This is a genomic window from Mesorhizobium sp. WSM4806, assembly GCF_055811635.1.
The window spans coordinates 83,917-105,026 of record NZ_JBVVQZ010000024.1; the positions used below are offsets into that span (position 1 = coordinate 83,917).

The window sequence follows — 21,110 nt, forward strand, 5'->3', positions numbered from 1 at the left end:
GCGCGACATGCATTAGTTCTGCACCAACACAGGAACAGGGTCATGTCCGATGTGCTGCTCGCCGCGCCCTCGCGCAGGAGCTTGTCCCTGCACGACGCCAAGGTCCGGGGCATCATCTATCAACTTTTGCTAGCGGGCAGCCTGCTGGCATTGGCCGTGGGCATTGCCGTTCAGACTGCGTCGAACATGAGGGCACGCGGGATTCCGCTGTCTTTCGGCTTCTGGAACGAGGCCGCCGGCTTCGACATCAATCAGACGCTGATCCCCTACGACACGCTCTCCACCTACGGCCAAGCGTTCTGGGTGGGTGTGGTCAACACCCTCTATGTGAGCTTGCTTGGGATCGTGTTGGCCACAGTCTTGGGCTTTGTCGTCGGCATTGCCCGTCTGTCACCGAACTGGATCGTTTCAAAGGTCGCGGCTTCGTATGTCGAGATCATACGCAACATCCCGTTATTGCTGCAGCTTTTGTTCTGGTACAATGCAGTCCTGAAAGCGCTGCCTGCGCCGAGGGCGTCGATCGAACTCCCCGGCCGAATCTATCTGAACAATCGCGGTCTCATCATTCCGGAAATCCAGCTCTACGCAGGAGCAGGTACCGTGGGACTCGCGTTCCTGGCAGCCAGCATCTTCTGCGTCGCTTTTTGGTCCTATGCCAGGCGCGCACAGAACCGCACCGGAAAGCAGCTGCCCGTGCTTTGGGTCAGCCTCGCTGCCTTGATCGGACTGCCTCTGATCGTCTTCCTCCTGGTCGGTTCGCCGGTGTCGTTCGTGACGCCAGAGTTGAAAGGGTTCAATTACCGGGGTGGACACCAGCTTTATCCGGAGTTCGCGGCTCTTCTGATCGGTCTGTCCGTCTACACCGCTTCCTTTATCGCGGAAATTGTCCGCAGCGGGATCCAGGCTGTGCCGAAAGGCCAGACCGAAGCCGCCCATGCGCTCGGGCTTGCGCCGGGCAAAACGCTTCGCCTGGTCATTGTTCCGCAGGCACTGCGCATCATCATACCGCCCCTGACCAGCCAGTACCTGAATCTCACGAAGAATTCCTCACTCGCCGTGTTTATCGGCTACCCCGATCTCGTTCAGATTTTCGCGGGAACGGTGCTCAACCAGACTGGCGCCGCCGTCCAGGTGATGGCGATTACGCTGTCGGTCTACCTCGCGATCTCCCTCGTCATGTCGATGACCATGAACGCGTTCAATCAACGTTTCGCGATCGTCGAGAGGTGATGCATGAGCGGCCAGTCCCTGCATCCGCACCTCGTTAGCGCTCCGCCTCTGCCGCCTGTGGCGCCGCCTTGTGGAATCCGGCCGAGCCCGGCGACCTGGATCAGAAAGAACCTGTTCTCGACGCCGTTCTCCGGCGTGCTGACGATCTGCTTCACAGTTCTCGCCGCATGGCTTTTGTATCAGTTCGCGAGTTTTGCAGTCTTGGATGCAGTCTGGGCCGGCGGACAGGAAGAATGCCGCGCCAACCCTGAGGGCGCGTGTTGGCCGTTCATCGTGGAGAAATTCGACTATCTCCGTTACGGGGCATATCCGATTTCCGAGCGCTGGCGGGTGGACCTGACGCTGGCGATCGGCGCCGTGCTGATCGCCTGGCTGCTGTGGAAACGGGCGCCGCGGCGCAACGTGGCGGCGTTGCTGTTCTTTGCTGCCTACCCGGTCGTCGCCTTCGCGTTGTTGCGCGGTGTCGCGTCGCTCGATCTGCCGGTCATCGATACCGTCTTGTGGGGAGGTCTGCTTATCACGCTGCTCATGTCGATCGTGGGCATCGTCTTCTCGCTGCCGCTCGGTGTGCTTCTCGCGCTTGGCCGACGATCGGAGCTTCCCTTCGTCAGGGCAGTGTGTGTGATCTTCATCGAGGTCGTCAGGGGCGTGCCGTTCATCACGGTGCTGTTCATGGCGAATTTCATGATGCCGCTCTTCGTCCCCGACTATCTGACGCCCGATCGGCTGCTGCGTCCGCTGATTGCGATAGCGCTGTTCTCGTCCGCCTACATGGCCGAGGTGGTGCGCGCCGGCCTTCAAGCGATCCCCAAGGGGCAATATGAGGCGGCAAAGGCGCTCGGCGTCAGCTACTTCACCATGATCCGTCTGATCATCCTGCCGCAGGCGCTCACTATCGTTATCCCAGGCATCGTCTCTACCTTCATCGGGCTGTTCAAGGACACGACGCTGGTAGCGATCGTCGGCATTGCGGACTTCCTGAGAGCCGTCGAAACGGCGCGAGTCGACCCGAACTGGGCCGGGCCGACGATCTCTTCGACCGGCTATCTCTTCGCCGGGCTGGTCTACTGGATCTTCTGCTTCGGAATGTCCCGGTACTCGCACTCGATGGAGCGCGCGTTGGCGCGCGGCCACAAGAGCTAGGAAGCGGAATATGCGACAGGCAGTTTCAGCAGCGAGGCACGTGGCGCAAATCCTCAAATAGCCCGCCAAAAGTTCGAGCAGCCGCGAGCGGCGAAAACCACATCGGAAACCAAGCAATGGCTTGTGCAGATGCATCGCAACCGACGGTTGCGGAAAGAAATGTTGGAATGATTGACTTCGACAGGATCTATGATCGCCACCAGTTTGGGTCAGTCAAATGGGCCAATCAGTGGGACGAATTCTCGCCTCGGGTCGAGGGCGAAGATCTGCTTTCGCTGTGGACCGCGGACATGGATTTTCGCGCGCCTGAAACCGTCATCGCGCGGCTGCGGGAAGCGGCGGACCATGGAATCTATGGCTATACCCGCCGCGCCCCCCGTCACTACGAGATTGTGCAATCATGGTTCGCGCGTCGGCACGGCTGGTCGCCGGCACTGGACTCGCTGCTGCCGGCGCCTGCGATCATGCCGTCGGTAGCCGCGATGCTTCGGACCTTCACGAAGCCCGGGGACGGGGTGATTGTGCAGTCTCCCATTTACTCGCCCTATTTCGAAGTGATTCAGGGGAACGGCAGGAAGCTGCTGGTCAACAGGCTAAGGTTGCAGGATAACCGATATGAACTCGACCTGGAGAACTTCGCGAAACTGGCAGCCGGCGCCAAGGCCTTCCTGTTGTGTAATCCGCACAATCCCGCTGGAAAGGTGTGGACGCGCCAGGAACTGACGGCGCTCAACGATATCTGCGAGCGCTACGGCATCCTTGTCATATCTGATGACATCCATTGCGATATCAGATTGTCGGATCGCCCGCACATCGTCTTCTCGTCCCTCTCGGAGGATGCCGCGGAAAAGTCATTCATCTGCACGGCTCCAACGAAGACCTTCAATCTGGCCGGCGTGCCCTCCGCAACCGTGTCGGTGGCCAACAAGCAGCGGCGCGAGGCGCTTCTGGCCACCATGCAGGCATCGTTCATGGTCAATGCCAACTTCTTTGGACGGCTGGCGCTAGAGGTCGCCTACAGCACCGGCGCGCCGTGGCTGGATCAGCTGACGCGCTACATCGGCGGTAATGTCGATTTCGTCCTCAAGTTCGCCGAGGATCGCCTGCCGGGCATCACACCGATGCGGCCGGACGCTTCCTTCCTGGTGTGGCTGGATGCGCGCGGGCTCGATCGGAAGGTCGGAGGCGTTCAACGGTTTTTCGTCGACCGAGCCGGAGTCAATTTGTACGACGGGCGCGTCTATGGACCCGGCGGTGAAGGCTTCATTCGCCTCAATGTCGGTTGCCCTCGTCCGCTGTTGCGGAGAGGGCTCGAACGCATGTCCAGGGCGCTGGAGTCGTTGTGAGAGCGTTGACGGGACCGGAGCGGCCCTGCGGCATCGGCGACAGCGTGCTTGCATTCAGCTCCAGGCGTGGCTGGCCAATCCATAGACCCAGGGCGCGTTGCTTTCGCGGTTCAGAAAGCGGCGGCCTTTGGACATCGTCGTCACGGTCTCGGCAATGCCGAGGCCGCTCTGCTGCAGAAACTCGGCAAACACGCCATCCTTCTCGCGCGTATCGACGCGGGCGAATCGACCTGCCAGCTTCTTCAGATGGACGGCTGTGAGGTGGACCGCGTCCTGGTCGTTTCGGGCTATTGTGGGACCAATCACATGGCCGCGCCCGAACTCGCGACACATGGAATAGCCAACGACCTCGCCGCCGCGACTCAAAGTGGCGATCGAGGCATCCTCCGAGAGCAATGCAAGCAGCCTTGCACGGTTGGTCCCGAATGCGCGCGCGTCCAGTTCGGTGATCTCGCGAAGTCCGCCGCTGGGCAGATCACTTAATTCACCATCCGGAGCTGGCATTGGCGGGAGTTTTTGTGGGATCTCGCCCTGGCGCATGTAGACGATCGCCTCGTTCGTGAAGCCGAGCGAGACATACAGAGGATAGGCGGCATGGGTGGCATTCAGGGCCAGATTGCGATCCCCGCACTGCTCGAGGACCTGGTCCATGAGCCATCGGCCGCCTCCCTGCGCCTGTGCGCGAGGCGTCGTGATCACCAGGCCGATGGTGGCAAAATCGTCCCCTTGGGGAAACCACATCGCGCTTCCGAAGACGCGCCCAATTCCGTCAACGGCGACGATGCCGTGGCCGGCGCGGCGCAACAAATCCCAGTCCTTGGGACGATGCGGCCAGCGGACCGAAATCGATAGTGCATGCAGCAGATCAACATCGACATCATTGATGTCTCGCGCGACCAGTTCAAAGGATTTCAGGCGTACTGATCTCTGCATCTCAGTCGATCCGCTCCTTCAACGAATGTCTTTCAACGAATGCCCAGGGCACGCGGTGTTAAATCCTAGCGCCGATAGCCATGTTTGCGACAGGCCTCATTTGCAGCAGCATTACAGGGGAACGCCAGCAGGTTTCGCTGGTTCGAGGCGTTTTTTCGCAATCTTCAGCCAAAGCACGACGCGATTCGGCAGGGAACACTGCTGCTCAGGGATAGGCTGGTCGCAACCTACAGTGTGCAAGCAGAGCGGACAGCCATGAACGTGGAAGAAATCCTCGCGACCCTGATTGCGTTTCCCTCCGTTGTGGGCACGCCAAACGGTGAGATCGTCGATTGGATCCGCGACTACTGTCAGGCAGCCGGAGCCGAGGTGACGGTTCTGTCCGGTCCCGAGGGCGACCGGTCCAACCTGTTCGTCACGGTCGGCCCGCGTGGCGGTCGGGGCTACGTCATCTCCGGACATATGGATGTCGTGCCGGCCGGCGAGCCGGAATGGAGCTCCGATCCGTTCGTCCTGCGTCGCGAGGGCGGCAGGCTTTACGGCCGCGGCACCACCGACATGAAGGGCTTTCTCGCCTGCGCATTGGCCGCGCTGCCAGGACTTGCGGCAATGAACCTGCGGCAGCCAGTCCATCTCGCATTCTCCTACGACGAAGAGGCGGGGTGCCGTGGTGTGCCGCATCTCCTGGCTGCGTTGCCGAGCTTGTGCGAGAGGCCGCTTGGCGCGATTGTCGGCGAGCCGAGCCGGATGCAGCCTGTGCGCGCGCACAAGGGGAAGGCCGCCGCGCGGCTCGAGGTGATCGGGCGATCCGGTCATTCGTCACGCCCCGATCTCGGCCTCAATGCCGTGCACGCCATGGCCGGCGTCATCACGCACGCGGTGGCATACGGCCAATCCCTCGCCGGCGGCCCGCTCGATCATAATTTCGAGCCCCCATATTCTTCCTTGCAGGTGGGCGTCATCGCCGGTGGACAAGCCGTCAACATCATCGCTGGCCACTGCACAGCCGATATCGAGGTGCGTGCCGTGCCGGGCGTTTCTCCGGCATCCCTGCTCGAGCCGGTCAAAGCCCGGCTTTTCGATCTACGCGACAGCGGCTTCGAGATGGCCTGGCACGAATTGAGTTCCTATCCCGCCCTTGCGCCGGCGGATGGGAGCAAGCTAGCGGCAGTCCTGACAGAGCTGACGGGGCAGGAGCCGCTCACGGCGGTCAGTTACGGCACTGAGGCCGGGCTTTATCAGCAGGCCGGTATCGATGCGATCATTTGCGGCCCTGGCGAAATTTCCCGCGCGCATCGTCCCAATGAATACATCGAGATCGGTGAACTTGCTGCCTGCCAGAGCATGATCGACGATCTCGGCGCGCGTCTCGCGGCCTGAGGGAAGGGCGGGTTCCATGGCATTTCTTTTCAACTCCGATGCGGCGCGTGCTGCGGTGTTCCGCGAGATTTTTGCGCGCGAACTCCCGGATCTGGAATTCTTCCATTCCGGCGATGAGTTGGAGCCGGACCAGGTGCGCTATCTCATCACCTGGACGGTGCCGGACGACATCTCCTGCTACCGCAACCTGGAAGTGCTGTTTTCGATCGGAGCCGGCGTCGACCAGTTCAAGCAGGACGTCGTGCCGAGCCATGTGAAGCTGGTGCGCATGGTCGAGGACGGCATCATCCGCATGATGCAGGAATACGTCGCGCTTGGCGTGTTGGCGCTCCACCGGGAGATGCCCGCCTATCTCGAGCAGCAGAAAAGGTGCCTCTGGCAACCGATTGCCGCTCGACAGGCGGCCGAGCGCCGGGTCGGCTTTCTTGGTCTTGGCATGCTGGCGCAGGCGGCTATCGAGCGCCTGATGCCATTCCAGTTTCCGCTTGCCGGGTGGAGCCGCAGCGAAAAGCGGATAGAGGGAGTCACCTGTTTTCACGGCGCCGATCAGTTGCCCCGCTTTCTGAAGCAGACGGATATTCTCGTCTGCCTGCTACCGCTGACGCAGGAAACCAGCGGCATTCTCGATGCAAAACTCTTCTCCTTGCTGCCAGCAGGGGCGCGCCTGCTGCATGTCGGCAGGGGTCCGCAACTCGACCAGGCCGCGCTGATCGACGCGCTCGACAGAGGCCACGTATCCGCGGCGATGCTTGATGTCACTGATCCGGAACCGCTCCCGGAAGACCATCCGCTGTGGTCGCATCCGAAGGTGATGATAACGCCGCACATTGCCTCGGTGACACAACCACATACGGCGGCGCAAGCCGCCGTCGACAACGTCCGGCGCCACCGCGCCGGCGAAGAACTGATCGGCCTCATCGATCGGACACTCGGCTACTAACCAGGAGACCCACATGTCACTGCTGACCACGATTGACACAAATCCCGCCTTCACGCCGAAGGAGGCATTGCCGCTGCCTGAGCGGCTCATTTCCGGCACTCCATCCTTCAAGAGCTGGGCGCAGGATGCCTCGAAAGGCGAGAAGGTTCTGACCGGCGTCTGGGAGGCGACCCCCGGCGAGACGCATTCGATCAAGGGCACTACCTACGAGTTCTGCCACATCATATCGGGTCTCGTCGAAATCGAGGAAAAGGGCGGTGAGACCAAGACTTACCGCGCCGGCGACAGTTTTGTGATGAAGCCCGGCTTCGTGGGTGTCTGGCGCACGATCGAAACCGTGCGCAAGATCTACGTCTGCGTTTACGACTGAGTTCAGTGCTCAAGGTACGGCCGAGTAGAGCGCGCGGCGGTTCCAGAACAATCGACCATCCAAGTTCGGCCCGACGCGATTCGACGCTGTCGGGCCGCTCATTCTCGACGAAAAATGCGGCGCGCGGTCCGCTATGGTTCCGCTAGTGCGAATGAGGACCTCGATCGATGAAGACCTATGACATAGCGCTCATCCCTGGCGACGGCATCGGCAAGGACGTGACCGGGGCGGCATGGCAGGTGATGCAGGCCGCGGCCAAACGGGGCGGTTTCGCCCTTGATGGCACACGCTTCCCATGGTCGTGCGCCTACTACCTGGAAACCGGCGCAATGATGCCGCCAGACGGCATCGAGACACTCCGAAAATTCGATGCGATCTATCTCGGCGCTGTAGGCTGGCCCGCGGAAGTACCCGACTCAGTATCGCTTCACGGACTGCTGCTGCCGATCCGGAAAGGGTTCACGCAGTACGCCAACATACGGCCGCACAGGCTGTTGCCGGGCGTTCAGGGGCCCCTCCGCTCCGATGGTTTCGACATCCTGTGCATTCGCGAGAATACGGAAGGCGAATATTCCGGCGCCGGCGGGCGCGTGCATTCCGGCACGGCCAATGAGGTCGCGATTGAGACGTCAATCTTCACGCGTGCCGGTGTCGAACGGATCATGCGTTTCGGTTTCGAACAGGCGCGGGCGCGCGGCAAGAAGCTCGCATCCGTGACCAAATCCAACGCCCAAAAGCATTCCATGGTTTTCTGGGATGAGGTCACGCGTGAGGTGTCGAAGGACTATGCCGATGTCGAGGTCTCGCACTACCACATCGACGCGATTGCCGCCCGCATGGTGCTGGCGCCGGAAAGCCTCGACGTGATCGTCGCCTCGAACCTGTTTGGCGACATCCTCACCGATATTGGAGCGGCCATTCAGGGCGGGCTGGGTTACGCCGCCTCCGCCAATATCAATCCCGATCGCAGTGCGCCTTCCATGTTCGAACCGGTCCACGGTTCGGCGCCCGACATCGCGCATCTCGGTGTCGCCAATCCGATCGCCGCGATCTGGTCCGGTGCGATGATGCTCGAGCATCTGGGCGAGGGGCATGCTGCGGCAGAAGTGATGTCGGCAATCGAGTCCATAACCGCGCGGGGCATTGGCACGATCGCAGGCAAGGACCGGACTGAAACAATCACGCAAGCCGTGCTTGCGGCGTTGAGCTGAAAGGGCAGAGGAAAGACCATGAATGCGATAACGAAGATTGGCACGTTTGACGATGCGGACCTGTTCCGCCAGCAGGCGTTGATTGGCGGTGTGTGGCGGGAAGCGGATACAAAGGCCGCCGTCGAGGTCACCAACCCTGCCACCCTGGCCGTTCTTGGCAGCGTTCCCGATATGGGCGGCGACGACACCAAGGCCGCTATCGCTGCTGCGGCCGAGGCATTCAAAAGCTGGAAGAAGACGACCCATGCCGAGCGTGCGAGATTGCTGGAGCGATGGCACGACCTCATTCGCCAGCACGAACAGGATTTGGCGCTTCTGCTGACGCTGGAACAGGGTAAGCCGATTGCCGAGGCGTCGGCGGAAATCCGCTACGGCGCATCTTTCGTGAAATGGTTTGCGGAGGAGGCGCGCCGCATCGGTGGCTCGACCATTCCGTCACCCACCGCCGATCGACGCATTCTGGTTCTCAAGGAAGCAGTCGGCGTCTGCGCCATCATTACGCCGTGGAATTTCCCCAACGCGATGATCACGCGCAAAGTAGCACCGGCGCTGGCCGCAGGTTGTACGGTTGTGATCAAGCCGTCGGAATTTACGCCTTTCTCGGCGCTGGCCCTCGGCGTGCTGGCGGAGCGGGCGGGCATCCCGGCAGGCGTTATCAACATCGTGACCGGCATGCCGGGAGAGATCGGCAAAGAACTCATGGCCAACGAGACGGTGCGCAAGATCTCGTTCACCGGTTCGACCCGCGTCGGTGCGCTGCTCATGCGTGGAGCGGCCGACAGCATCAAGCGGCTGAGCCTGGAGCTTGGCGGCAACGCGCCCTTTATCGTCTTTGACGACGCCGATCTGGATAACGCAGTTGAAGGGGTGATCGTATCCAAGTTCCGCAATGGCGGTCAAACCTGCGTTTGCGCGAACCGGATTCTCGTGCAGGAAGGCGTTTACGACGCTTTCGCCGAAAAGCTGAGCCAGCGCGTCACCCGGATGAAGGTTGGCGCGGGAACCGACGAGGGCACCGAGATCGGCCCGATGATCAACACGGCCGCGATCGACAAGATCGAGCGTCACATCGCGGATGCGAAGAAGAAAGGCGCGCAGATCCTCGCCCAAAGCGAGGCAGTGCCCGACGGCAGGCAATATGCGCGGCCCGTCGTCCTGGGAGGGGCTACTACCGAGATGCTCCTGGCATCGGAAGAGACCTTCGGTCCGGTGGCGCCGCTTTTTCGCTTCGAGACGGAGGAAGAGGCCATCACGATCGCGAACGCTACGCCGTTCGGCCTTGCCGCCTACTTCTACACCGACGACCTCAAGCGGTCATGGCGTGTCGCCGAGGCGCTGGAGTTCGGCATGGTCGGGCTCAACACAGGCCTGATCTCGACCGAGGTTGCGCCTTTCGGCGGTGTCAAGCAGTCAGGCGTGGGGCGAGAAGGGTCGCAGCTCGGCATCGACGAATATCTCGAGGTGAAGACGCTTCATGTTGGCGGGTTGAACCAGTAGGCTTTGCCGGAGTCGCAACAGCGAATTAAAGCGCGTCGCGTTTTGACCGGCCTCATGCGACGCGCTTTAGGTTGTTGTCGCTATCGCAAAACCGCTGCACACCCTCGGTCAGGCCTAGGGTCAGCCCCGAGGGCATCCCTTTGCGCGACATGCATTGGAACACAGTCCCCTTTTCAGCGGCCGATTTTCAGTGGCAATCGCAAACCTCCGGGATTAGCCGAAGCATCCCTCCACTTCGGTCGAGTAAAGGCGATGGGCGACCATCGCCTCTACCTCGACCGAAATCGTGGTGGCTTATGCCAATCGCCAGCGTTGGAGATTTGGCTGCCCGACCGTCAGGCAGCGAAGGTCCACCGCCGTATGGATGTCAGGGTCTATGCTGCGCCGCTCGCTCCTTGCTCTGCCCTGGGACGACGAGCGAGGGGTGGTTCGGTCAATCCCAGGCTCCGAGGGCATGCTTTTGTGCGACATGCATCAGCAATGAGAAAGGGGCGGTCGAACCGCCCCTTTCTCATTTCGATACTTCGAATGCCGCGATGGCCGGAGGCCCGCCGGCCTCAAGCAACTTCCCGAACGGGCTCCAGGCCGACCGCGGCGGCCAGCCCGCCGATATCCTTGATCTCAGTATATTCGTAGAAAGGGTTCGCGGGCTCGTGGCCGCGGTTCACCCAGACCTTGCTCTTGATGCCGAGATCGTAGGCGGTCATGAGATCGTAGCGGAAGGAGGAGGAGACGTGAGTGATGTCCTCCGGGCCGCAGCCGAGCTTGTCGAGCATGTATTCAAAGCCCTTCATCAGCGGCTTGTAGGCGCCAACCTCTTCGGCGGTGATGACGGTGTGAAAGGGCGCGCCGAGCTTTTCCACATTCGACATGATCAGGCTGTTCATGGAGTTGGACAGGATCACCAGTGGGATTTCCTTGGCCACTCTGGACAGGCCAGCCGGGACGTCGGGGTGCGGACCCCAGGTCGGCACTTCGTCATAGATGCGTTGGGCGTCTTCGGGTTTGAACTGGATACCAATGCGCTTGCAGCTGCGTTCGATGGAATTCTGCACCACCTCGAGGAAGGGTTTCCATGGCCCCAGCACCTCGTCAAGGCGATAGCCTCTAAAAGCCTCCACGAAGCTGGCCATTGCCTCCGGGGAGAGGCGCTCGCCGTAGACGCGCCGCGCCGCGCCGGCCATATCGAAATTGGTGAGCGTGCCGTAGCAGTCGAAGGTGATGTATTTCGGTCTGAACGTCGACATGGCGACAATCCTCCTGGTTTTTCTCGGCACAGCGTGCCTGTACCACAATCACCATAGTCGGAGATCTGGAAGACTAACGGCCGCATTCGCGGCGACCTGAAGCAGATCGTTTCGTATTGCATCGCCGGTTTGGCAGAGAGTTGCGCCAGGTGTCCTTTCGAGCTTTGGCAGCGGCGCGGCCTGTCGGCCTTGCTCCGGCAGAAGATGCGGCACGAGCGGCGAAGGATAGTGAAAACGCGTCGCGCTTGGCTGCCGGTCGGAAGGAACTGCTGTCTTTGGTGGTCTACCGTCAGCACTGAAGACGAAGGCTGGAAATTCATCATGACCACACGACAGATCATCCTTGAAGAGATGACACCGGGGCACCTGGAAGGTGCTGTCGAGTTGTCTCGCCAAGTCAATTGGCCGCATCGCCGCGAGGATTGGGAACTGGCCCAGCCGGTCAGCCGGGGGATCGTCGCCCTGGAAGAAGAACGCGTGGTGGCGACCATCATGATGACCCCCTACGGCGACGATGCCGCCGCCATCAACATGGTGATCGTCGATGCGGCGATGCGCGGCCGCGGACTCGGCCGAAAGATGATGGAAGAGGCGCTTGCGAAGGCGGGTGAGCGCACCTGTTGCCTGACGGCGACACGGGAAGGCCTGCCGCTCTATGAGAAGCTGGGCTTCGTCACGACTGGCGAGATCGTGCAGCATCAGGGCGAGGCGTTGGCAGTTTCGGCGCCTGCCCGTGTATCCTGGGCAGAGAGCGGCGATCTTGCGCGCCTCGAGGTGCTGGATCGCGAGGCATTTGGCCATGACCGTTCGGCGCTGATGAAGCGGCTTTTCGAGCGCGCGAAGCTCGCTGTCATTCGCGATGACGGCGATATCCAGGCCTTTTCCGCCATCCGGCCATTCGGCCGGGGGCTGGTCATCGGCCCGGTGGTGGCGAGAAACGGTACCGAGGCCAAGGCACTGATCGACTTTCTGCTCGCCCATCATAAGGGCAAGTTCGTCCGTGTCGATACCGACGTCTCAACGGATCTTGCTGAATGGCTCACCGGGCGCGGCCTCGCGCACGTCGGCGGTGGGATCACGATGCGACGCTCCATGGCCACGCACAGGGAAAGCAAGCCGGCGCATCATCGCACATATGCGTTGGTCAGTCAGGCACTTGGTTAAATCAGGCACTCGGTTAAATCAGGCACTCGGTTGAATCGGAGGAAGAAATGCTGGCAAATTCACTGATCGAACTCGATCGCGCACATCTGGTTCACCCGTTTTCATGCTATCGGAGCCACGAGGAGACGGGCGTGCGGGTGCTCAAATCCGCCAAGGGCGCAACGGTGACCGATGCAAGCGGGAAAACCCTGCTGGACGGATTCGCCGGTCTATGGTGTGTAAACCTCGGCTACGGCCAGGAAAGTATCGTTGAAGCAGCCGCAAAGCAGCTGAGAGAGCTTCCCTATGCCACGGGATATTTCGGGCTGGGGTCCGAGCCTGCCATTCGCCTTGCTGCCAGGCTTGCCGAACTGGCGCCCGGCGATTTGAACCATGTCTATTTCACGCTTGGCGGCTCCGACGCAGTCGACAGCACGATCCGCTTCATTCGCTATTACTACCATGCCAAGGGCACGCCGCAGAAGGACCAGTTCATCTCGGTCGAGCATGGCTACCATGGCTCCTCGACGGCAGGGTCAGGCCTGACCGCGATTCCGGCTTTCCATGCGGGTTTCGGCGTGCCTTACGACTGGCAGCACAAGATTCCCTCGCACTACGCCTATCGCAATCCGGTCGGTTCCGACCCGCAGGCGATCATCGATGCATCGGTCGCGGCCCTGCGCGCCAAAATCGCGGAACTCGGCGCGGGCCGCGTTGCGGCCTTCTACGCCGAACCCATCCAGGGTTCGGGCGGTGTCCTCGTTCCACCGACAGGTTGGCTGAAGGCTCTGCACGCCGTGTGCAAGGAACATGACATCCTGTTCGTTGTCGACGAAGTCATCACGGCCTTTGGCCGTACCGGCCCTCTCTTCGCCTGCGAGGAAGACGAGGTCGTGCCGGATCTCATGACCACGGCGAAGGGACTGACCTCGGGCTACGTGCCGATGGGCGCCGTCTTCATCTCGGACCATGTGTACAATACGATCGCAGACGGAGCCGGCAAAGCGCCCGTCGGCCATGGCTATACTTATTCGGCCCATCCCGTGAGCGCGGCGGTCGGGCTCGAATGCCTGCGTCTCTACGAAGACAGCTTGCTCGAGAACGGGCGCAAGGCCGGCAAGCGCCTGATGGAAGGCCTTCGCTCGCTCGCCGACCACCCGCTGGTTGGCGACATTCGCGGCCGTGGCATGCTGGCAGCAATCGAGTTGGTCACCGACAAGGAGCGCAAGACGCCGCTGCCGGCGGCGGCCGATCCGGGGCGCCGCATCTTCGAGCGCGCGTGGGCGAACGGCCTTGTCATCCGCGCCTTCAACAGCGGCATTCTCGGCTTTGCGCCGCCGCTCTGCTGCACCGATGACGATATTGATGGAATCCTCGAACGCACCCGGATGACCCTGGATCAAACCCTCGAGGACCAGGACGTGCGGTCGGCGATGAAGGGATGATCGTCCAGGCTGCCGCCGCGTGCGCGCGGCAGCCTCTTTCTCATCTGTCGAATATCGCGTCGAGAGGCAAATGGGATTTGACGATCGGTGACTTCAGCACGACGAAGCTGAAATATTTGTCGATTCCGATATCCAGTTCGATCATGCGCTCCATGATCGTCTGGTACTCGCTGATGCCCGCTGTGACAAACTTCACAAGATAGTCGTAACCGCCTGAAACCAGGTGGCATTCGATAACAGAATCGACCTTCTGGATTGCGGTGAGAAATCTCGCGAAGTCGTTCTGTTGATGGTGCTTGAGCGTGACTTCGGTGAAGATCGTCAGAGTCTGCCCGAGCTTGGACACATCGATCTGGGCGGAATAGCCGGTGATGAAGCCTTCCGTCTGAAGCTTCTTCACCCGCATCAGGCAAGGGCTCGGTGAAAGGTTCACGAGGTCGGCGAGCTCGACATTCGTGACCCGCCCGTTCTTCTGCAGTTGGGATAAGATCTTGATGTCGATCTTGTCGAGCTTCATTGGAAACCTGTCAAACGTTGGAACCGCGGATCGTCCGGCAGACGGCGTCCGTCACCTCCTGCGTGGTCGCTGTCCCTCCGACGTCCGGCGTCAGCACGCCCTCACGCGTCACCGATTCCACAGCGTTCATCAACCGGGCGGCCGCTGCGCTCTCGCCCAGATGTTCGAGCATCTGGGCAGCGGTCCAGAAGGTGGCGACCGGGTTGGCAATACCCTTGCCGGCGATGTCGAATGCCGAGCCGTGAATTGGCTCGAACATCGAGGGATAGCGCCGCTCGGGATCAATGTTGGCGGTCGGTGCAACGCCGAGACTGCCCGCGAGCGCGCCCGCAAGGTCCGACAATATGTCGGCGTGAAGATTGGTGGCGACGATCGTATCAAGGCTCCGAGGTTTCAACGTCATACGCACTGTCATAGCATCGACCAGCATCTTGTCCCAGGCGACGTCCGGGAATTCCGGCGCCACCTCGGCTGCGATTTCGTCCCACATTACCATGCCGTGACGCTGCGCGTTCGACTTTGTGACAACTGTCAGGAGCTTTCGCGGCCGTGACTGCGCCAGCCGGAATGCATAGCGCATGATGCGAGTGACGCCGACGCGCGTGAAGATCGCGACCTCGGTTCCGACCTCCTCGGGGAGGCCGCGATGGGCTCTGCCGCCGTGGCCCGAATACTCGCCCTCGGAATTCTCCCGCACGATCACCCAATCCAGATCGCCAGGGCCAACGCCCGCCAGCGGCGAAACAATACCGGGCAATATCCTGGTCGGCCGCACGTTCGCGTATTGATCAAAGCCCTGGCAAATCGGCAGCCGGAGGCCCCAGAGGGTGATATCGTCGGGCACATCGGGAGCGCCTACCGCGCCAAAGAAGATAGCGTCGAAGCGCTTCAGTTGCGCCACCCCATCTTCGGGCATCATCCGACCATGGGCCTTGTAGTAGTCTGAGCCCCAGTCGAAGCGCTGTACGCGCAGCTTGAAGTCGCCGCAGCGCTGCTGCAGCGCCTCAAGCGCCTGGAGACCGGCGGCAATGACCTCTGGGCCGATCCCGTCGGCTGGAATGGCGGCAATCTCATATTCGCGCATCGTCACGTTCCCTATTTTCAGTGCTGGCCCTGTTTTCAGTGCTGGCCGCCTCGCGGCCTCGATCTCGTGTGCGATCGACTGTGGCTGGCAAACGGTCTTCTCAGAATTCAGCGACCTTGCCCCACGCAGCGGTCTTCAGACGCTCCGGCCTATAAGGACGCGGATCGACGATCGGCTCCCTGCCGGTGATGATATCGGCGATCATATGCCCAGCGCCCGGCCCGATCCCGAAGCCATGGCCGCTAAATCCCGCGGCGAGGAGGAAGCCCGGAAGCCCCTCCACTTCACCGATTGCCGGAATGCCATCGGGCGTGCTGTCGACATAGCCCGCCCAAGCATGAGAAATCGCGGTGCGCTGGAACTCGGGCAGCAATTCGCAGGCTCTTCGATATGTCAGGCGAATCTGCCTCATGTCAGGTTTGGGGTCGAGAATCCGATTCCGTTCCATTGGCGTCACGCCGTCAAGGACCCATTTCCTCAGGCTTTCATGACCTTGACGCCAGCCCTCGAACGCTCCCGGTGCCAGACTGCGCCAGCGGCGGGCGAACATCGGCACGAACTCCCGGCTGAACCTGAGCTGCTGCGGCGTTGGATCGACTCGCGCCCGCCCGCTGATCGCCAGCGCGTATCCACCGTTGCTGCGCCGCGTCAGCGAGACGCGCGCGGTATGCAGAGCATCCGGCAAGCCATTTGCGCCCGGCGCTACGGCTAGAATGGACTGACGCACGGCAGCTTGCGGGAAACGAATACCAAGCTGGTTGCAGAAGGAAGAAGCCCACGCGCCTCCAGCCATGACCACGGTCGTTGTCCGGATGGTTCCCGCTTCTGTAACGACGCCGCTGACCCGGCCGGCGCTCAGTTCCAGCCCGCGCGCCGCGCAATTCTGATGTACGGTGCCGCCGGCCGCCATGATGCCGCGCGCGACAACCGGCACCGCCTTTGATGGATCCGCCGTTCCGTCAGTTGGCGAGAACACGCCGCCTTTCCATTTGCGGCCGGTCGCCTTGCCCTGTTCGGTGGCTTCTTCCGCGCTCAGCACATGCGTCGTGACGCCAACCGTCCTTGCGAAATCGCGCCACTTTGCCCAGCCTGCCAACTCGTTTTCGTCCTGCGAAAGATAGAGCAGGCCGCAGCGGCGGAAGCCGGTGTCCTCGCCGGTCTCCTGCGCCACTTTTTCCCAGAGATCGAGGCTCTTGGTTGCCATCGGCAACTCGCGTGCGTCACGGTTCTGCTGACGGCACCAGCCCCAGTTGCGGCTGGACTGTTCGGCGGCAACGCGCCCCTTCTCCAGCAGGGCAACGCTCACGCCGCGGCGTGCGAGATAATAGGCCGTGAATACGCCGACCACGCCGCCGCCGATGACGACGACGTCCGCCTCGCGAGGCAGGGATGGGCTGGACTCGATGTGAATGAGCGGCGCGGGCATGGATGGGACTCCGGTAAATTTGAAACATCCTAGCCTGCGGCCCGCAGAGGCAGGCTGCGGAGTTCATGCCTGGACGGAATTTCCTGCGGTTTGCAGCCCTTGGAACAGGCAATTGTTGCCGAAAAGCGCTCGCTGGCCCCAACCTCGCAGGGGCAAGCAGGAGTACACTTCATCCAGTCGCGTGATCTGCGGCATGGGCTTTTCGGGACGCGGCGCGCAGTGACGCAAGGCCTGTCGCGCACAAATTAGCGGAAGAAGGACCTGGTTGTCTGATCCCGGTTTTCTGCGCCGGAACGGGAGCAGAGTGAAATGCCGAACCTGACGTTCTTTTCAGAAGTTCCTGCCGCCCGAGGGCCAAATTTCGACGACTATGCGGAGACAGAACAGTCAAACTGGCTGAAAGAACGGAGCAACCCTTCCTTATAATGGGTAAGCTCCAGAGGACTTCCGATAGGCAGGGCTTACGCCTTCGGAGAGTTCTCCAACAAAAGGGAACAGTGTCCGGTCCACGGACCGAATTTCAGCAAGGGAGCCGCCAGGATGAGCAGAATCAGTCTCTCGCAGCCTCAGCGCTCGAAGCGCCGAGATGACCAGACGACGGTCGCTATGGTGAGGCGCTTCTGCTCAAAGCGCGATGATGCGGTCCGCAACAGCGTGGACCCGCTCGGTTCAAACGGGAGATGATCGCAATGGTCGCAACGATCCAGCCTGTAGCCCCCCACGATGTGGCGCTTTCGGTGCGCGACCTCACGGTGAATCTGCCGAAAGGCATGGAACGGACTTTTGCCGTCGAGAACATCTCGTTTGATCTGAAACGCGGCCAGATCCTGTGCGTCATTGGCGAGTCCGGATCCGGCAAGTCGGTCACCGCCAACGCCATCATGGGGCTGCTGCCCAAGGTGATCCGCGTCTCCTCGGGTGCCATCCACCTCGATGGGATGAACATCATAGGCATGCCGCAGGACAAGCTGCGCAGCCTGCGCGGCCGGGTGGTGTCGATGATCTTCCAGGACCCGCTGTCGGCGCTCAATCCGCTGATGACCGTGGGCGCGCAGATCGACGAGGTCATGGCGGCGCACGGCGTCGGCACTCCGAAATCGCGTCGCGGCCGCGCTGTCGAGCTGCTGACCGAGGTGGGGCTGCCGGATCCCGAACTCATGTATCATCAATATCCGTTCCGCCTCTCCGGCGGGCAGCGGCAGCGGGTGATGATCGCCATGGCGCTGGCGCTCGAGCCGACGATCCTGATCGCGGATGAACCGACGACCGCGCTCGACGTGACCACCCAGGCGCAGATTCTGGAGCTGATCCGCGACATTCAGCGACGCAAGGGAATGAGCGTCATGTTCATCACCCATGACTTCGGGGTGGTGGCCGAGATCGCAGACAGCGTCGTGGTGATGGAGAAGGGCCACATCGTCGAGCAGGGTAGCGCTCAACAGGTCCTGAAGTCGCCGGGCCATCCCTACACAAGGCGCCTTATCGCAGCCGTCCCGCACCTGACCGGCGAGGACCGCGTTCCTCTGGAGACGGCCGACAAAGCGCCGATCCTGAAGGTCGAAGGCCTGATGAAGACCTACCGCAGCGGCAGTTCCCTGTTCAGCGCGCAGCGCGTCGTGCCCGCGGTCAACGAGGTCTCGTTCGATCTGGCGCCCGGGCGCACGCTTGGCGTTGTGGGCGAAAGCGGTTCCGGCAAATCGTCGCTTGGTCGGCTTTTGATCAAGCTGCTGGACAGCGACGGCGGCGGGATTCTGTTCGAGGGCCGCGACATCGCCAAGCTTTCCGAAGCCGAATTCCGCCCGCTGCGGCCGCGGGTCCAGATGATCTTCCAGGATCCCTTCGCCTCGCTCAACCCGCGCTCGACAATCGGCCACATCCTGACCGTTGGCCCAGTCGCGCACGGGACGCCCCATGCCCAGGCGCGTGAAGAGGCGAAGGCGCTCCTGGCCCATGTCGGACTCGATGTCGGCGCCTTTGGCCGCTTTCCGCATGAATTTTCCGGTGGGCAGCGCCAGCGCATCGGCATCGCTCGGGCACTGATGTTCAAGCCGAAGCTGCTGATCGCTGATGAAGCTGTGTCGGCGCTGGACGTGTCGATCCAGGCCCAGATCCTGCAGCTGCTCGACCAGATCCAGCGGGAGACCGGCGTGTCGATGATCTTCATCACCCACGACCTGCGAGTCGCCAGCCAGATCTGCGACGAGATCGCGGTGATGCAGAAAGGGCGGATCGTCGAACGGGGACCGCCATCGCAGATCTTCCTCGACCCGCAATCAGCCTACACGCGTGAGCTGGTGGCGGCGATTCCTGGAGAGCAGCCGGGAACGACCCGCCCGGTTGCAGCAAACGGATAATAGCCACGGCGGACACCGCCAAAACAAGGGGAATTCCAATGACTGAACGCTCAAACACCAAATCAAACTACTCGCGACGCGATGCACTGCGGTTGATGGCGATAGGCGGGGCTGCAGGCCTTATTGCGCCCAATCTGTTGGGCAAACCCGCCTTCGCCCAGAGCCCGCCAGCGAGCCCAACCGGCCGCGTCGTCGTCGGATTTTCGCAGGAACCCACCGTCTTCAATCCGTTGATGCCGCATACCGAGTGCGACGACGCTGTGCATTTCTCGGTGTTCGATGCACTCGTTCGCATGGACCCTAAGGGTGTTCTTCAGCCCAATCTCGTTGTCGAAGTGCCCAGCCAGAAAAACGGCGGCATTTCAGAGGACGGACTTGTGTGGCGCATTCGCCTGCGTGACGATGTCCGCTGGCACGACGGCAAGCCGTTCACGGCCGAGGACGTGAAATTTACTCTCGAGCTCATCACCAATCCGAAATTCCGCGCGTGGCGCACGGCGGGCCATTCCCTGGTGCGCGACATCAAGGTGGTCTCGCCGACCGAGCTCACCTGGCGGATGGAGGAGGCTTTCGCCCCCTACCTGTCGTTTCTCGCCGAAACCTTCATGGTTCCCAAGCACATCCTCGAAAAAGAGGCCGACCCCAACGCCGCCGCCTTCAATCAGGCGCCTGTCGGCACTGGCGCATTCAAATGGGCGAAGCGCACTGCCGGCGATCATATCGAACTCGTCGCGAACGCGGATTATGCCGGGGAGGGCCCTTATCTGGAGCGGCTCGTCTTCAAATACATCCCCGACATGACGGTGCTCTACACCCAGTTCAAAAGCGGCGACATCGATCTTGTCGACCAGGCATTCATAACCGCCGACCACTACGCGGAAGCCAGCACACTATCGGATCGTTTGGTCAAGCTGGAGCCCGGGGCATCGGTCGAGTCGATCTATCTCAATCTTGAGAAGCCGCAATTCAAGGACCCGGCGGTCCGCCAGGCGCTCTACGCGGCAATCGACAGGAAAGCGATCCTCGAAGCACTTTACTACGGGGTCCACAAACCGACCGAGACGTTCATGCCGCAGAATTCCTACTACTACAATCCGAACCTGCCGGCACAGGAGTTCAACCTCGAGCGCGCGGGCCAGATCCTCGACGAGGCCGGCTGGGTACCCGGAGCCGATGGAATACGGGTGAAGGATGGGGTGCGTCTGTCGTTCGCCAACTCCACCACTTCCGGCAACCACCTGCGCGAGCAGACGCAGCAGTTCCTGCAGCAGACATTCGCCGAGATCGGGGTCGAGATGACTATCTCGAACCTGCCGGCCGCCGTCATGTGGGGGGATTTCTGGCTCAAATCGCAGTACGAGTCAGCCATCTCGGGTGTAACCAATGTCATCGCGGGCGACCCCGACGTTTCCAACCGCCTGCACACCAAGGCGATCGTCGCCAAGGGCGGAAAGGGCTCGAACACAGGCCAGTACTCCAACCCGGAGGTCGATGCGCTGCTCGAGAAGGGCGCCCGCACCTTCGATCGGGAACAGCGGCGCGCCATCTATCTGCGCGTGCAGGAAATCGTCCGTCAGGATCTGCCGTTCCTGCCTCTGTTTGCCTACACCAACGTGTTCGGCCGCAAGGAAGGGCTGGAGGGTTTCGAGGCAAATTCCAACACCCGCGTCGCATCCTGGCATGCCGCCGGATGGCATTGGAAGGCCTGACATATATAGACCGCCCGCCCCCCGCGGGGGGGGGGGGGGGGGCGGGGGGGGGTTTTGTGGGGGGGGGGGGGGGGTGGGTGGGGGGTTATTTAGGGGGGGTGCGGGGCAAAACCGCAGAAAAAAACACAAAAAAGA

General features: G+C 61.6%; 17 protein-coding genes. 12 read left to right on the forward strand and 5 right to left on the reverse strand.

What is annotated here, in order from left to right; genetic code table 11:
• The first annotated feature begins 42 nt into the window (after positions 1–42).
• The 3 genes from AC0L2M_RS29840 (at position 43) to AC0L2M_RS29850 (ending at position 3,719) form a co-directional block, all read left to right on the forward strand.
• Positions 43–1,230, forward strand: coding sequence for an amino acid ABC transporter permease (locus AC0L2M_RS29840; RefSeq protein WP_287239523.1), 1,188 nt, complete (start codon positions 43–45; stop codon positions 1,228–1,230).
• A gap of 3 nt (positions 1,231–1,233) precedes the next feature.
• The gene (locus AC0L2M_RS29845; protein ID WP_023798464.1) at positions 1,234–2,373 is read left to right on the forward strand and encodes an amino acid ABC transporter permease; all 1,140 of its coding nucleotides are present in this window, start codon (positions 1,234–1,236) and stop codon (positions 2,371–2,373) included.
• A 167-nt stretch (positions 2,374–2,540) separates the two neighbouring features.
• Positions 2,541–3,719 carry a MalY/PatB family protein gene (locus tag AC0L2M_RS29850; protein WP_473536640.1) on the forward strand — a complete coding sequence of 393 codons (1,179 nt, stop codon included), beginning with the start codon at positions 2,541–2,543 and terminating at the stop codon, positions 3,717–3,719.
• Between the two features lie 54 nt (positions 3,720–3,773).
• On the opposite strand, the gene AC0L2M_RS29855 is transcribed toward AC0L2M_RS29850, so the two are convergent.
• Positions 3,774–4,652 (reverse strand): GNAT family N-acetyltransferase, encoded by an 879-nt coding sequence (locus AC0L2M_RS29855; RefSeq protein ID WP_128172479.1) that lies wholly within the window; start codon positions 4,650–4,652, stop codon positions 3,774–3,776.
• Between the two features lie 255 nt (positions 4,653–4,907).
• On the opposite strand from AC0L2M_RS29855, the gene argE reads away from it, so the two are divergent.
• The 5 genes from argE (at position 4,908) to AC0L2M_RS29880 (ending at position 10,050) form a co-directional block, all read left to right on the forward strand.
• Positions 4,908–6,032: an acetylornithine deacetylase gene (gene argE, locus AC0L2M_RS29860; RefSeq protein WP_473536642.1), complete on the forward strand. Its 1,125-nt coding sequence runs from the start codon at positions 4,908–4,910 to the stop codon at positions 6,030–6,032.
• Between the two features lie 16 nt (positions 6,033–6,048).
• The gene (locus tag AC0L2M_RS29865) at positions 6,049–6,972 is read left to right on the forward strand and encodes a 2-hydroxyacid dehydrogenase (protein WP_287228035.1); all 924 of its coding nucleotides are present in this window, start codon (positions 6,049–6,051) and stop codon (positions 6,970–6,972) included.
• 13 nt (positions 6,973–6,985) lie between these two features.
• Positions 6,986–7,342 (forward strand): cupin domain-containing protein, encoded by a 357-nt coding sequence (locus tag AC0L2M_RS29870; RefSeq protein ID WP_287260370.1) that lies wholly within the window; start codon positions 6,986–6,988, stop codon positions 7,340–7,342.
• Between the two features lie 167 nt (positions 7,343–7,509).
• The gene (locus AC0L2M_RS29875; protein WP_287260372.1) at positions 7,510–8,553 is read left to right on the forward strand and encodes a tartrate dehydrogenase; all 1,044 of its coding nucleotides are present in this window, start codon (positions 7,510–7,512) and stop codon (positions 8,551–8,553) included.
• Between the two features lie 18 nt (positions 8,554–8,571).
• Positions 8,572–10,050 (forward strand): NAD-dependent succinate-semialdehyde dehydrogenase, encoded by a 1,479-nt coding sequence (locus tag AC0L2M_RS29880; RefSeq protein ID WP_287260373.1) that lies wholly within the window; start codon positions 8,572–8,574, stop codon positions 10,048–10,050.
• A gap of 557 nt (positions 10,051–10,607) precedes the next feature.
• Here the strand turns inward: AC0L2M_RS29880 and AC0L2M_RS29885 are convergent.
• Entirely contained in the window at positions 10,608–11,297 is a 690-nt protein-coding gene (locus AC0L2M_RS29885; protein WP_287174371.1) for a haloacid dehalogenase type II, read from the reverse strand.
• 321 nt (positions 11,298–11,618) lie between these two features.
• Between AC0L2M_RS29885 and AC0L2M_RS29890 the strand changes: the two genes are divergently transcribed.
• Together AC0L2M_RS29890 and AC0L2M_RS29895 are read left to right on the forward strand one after the other, a co-directional pair.
• Positions 11,619–12,461, forward strand: a complete 843-nt coding sequence (locus AC0L2M_RS29890; RefSeq protein ID WP_473536656.1) for a GNAT family N-acetyltransferase — start codon at positions 11,619–11,621, stop codon at positions 12,459–12,461.
• 47 nt (positions 12,462–12,508) lie between these two features.
• Positions 12,509–13,885: an aminotransferase class III-fold pyridoxal phosphate-dependent enzyme gene (locus AC0L2M_RS29895; protein WP_473536644.1), complete on the forward strand. Its 1,377-nt coding sequence runs from the start codon at positions 12,509–12,511 to the stop codon at positions 13,883–13,885.
• Between the two features lie 40 nt (positions 13,886–13,925).
• Here AC0L2M_RS29895 and AC0L2M_RS29900 read toward each other — a convergent pair whose 3' ends face one another.
• The 3 genes from AC0L2M_RS29900 to AC0L2M_RS29910 form a co-directional block, all read right to left on the reverse strand.
• Positions 13,926–14,402, reverse strand: coding sequence for an Lrp/AsnC family transcriptional regulator (locus tag AC0L2M_RS29900; RefSeq protein ID WP_023798454.1), 477 nt, complete (start codon positions 14,400–14,402; stop codon positions 13,926–13,928).
• Positions 14,403–14,412: 10 nt separating this feature from the next.
• Positions 14,413–15,486: a tartrate dehydrogenase gene (locus AC0L2M_RS29905; protein ID WP_473536645.1), complete on the reverse strand. Its 1,074-nt coding sequence runs from the start codon at positions 15,484–15,486 to the stop codon at positions 14,413–14,415.
• Between the two features lie 100 nt (positions 15,487–15,586).
• Positions 15,587–16,912, reverse strand: a complete 1,326-nt coding sequence (locus AC0L2M_RS29910) for an NAD(P)/FAD-dependent oxidoreductase (protein WP_473536646.1) — start codon at positions 16,910–16,912, stop codon at positions 15,587–15,589.
• Positions 16,913–17,601: 689 nt separating this feature from the next.
• Here AC0L2M_RS29910 and AC0L2M_RS29915 point away from each other — a divergent pair.
• Positions 17,602–19,266 carry an ABC transporter ATP-binding protein gene (locus AC0L2M_RS29915; RefSeq protein ID WP_287342499.1) on the forward strand — a complete coding sequence of 555 codons (1,665 nt, stop codon included), beginning with the start codon at positions 17,602–17,604 and terminating at the stop codon, positions 19,264–19,266.
• A 38-nt stretch (positions 19,267–19,304) separates the two neighbouring features.
• Positions 19,305–20,975, forward strand: a complete 1,671-nt coding sequence (locus tag AC0L2M_RS29920) for a peptide ABC transporter substrate-binding protein (RefSeq protein ID WP_473536647.1) — start codon at positions 19,305–19,307, stop codon at positions 20,973–20,975.
• Positions 20,976–21,110: the final 135 nt, after the last annotated feature.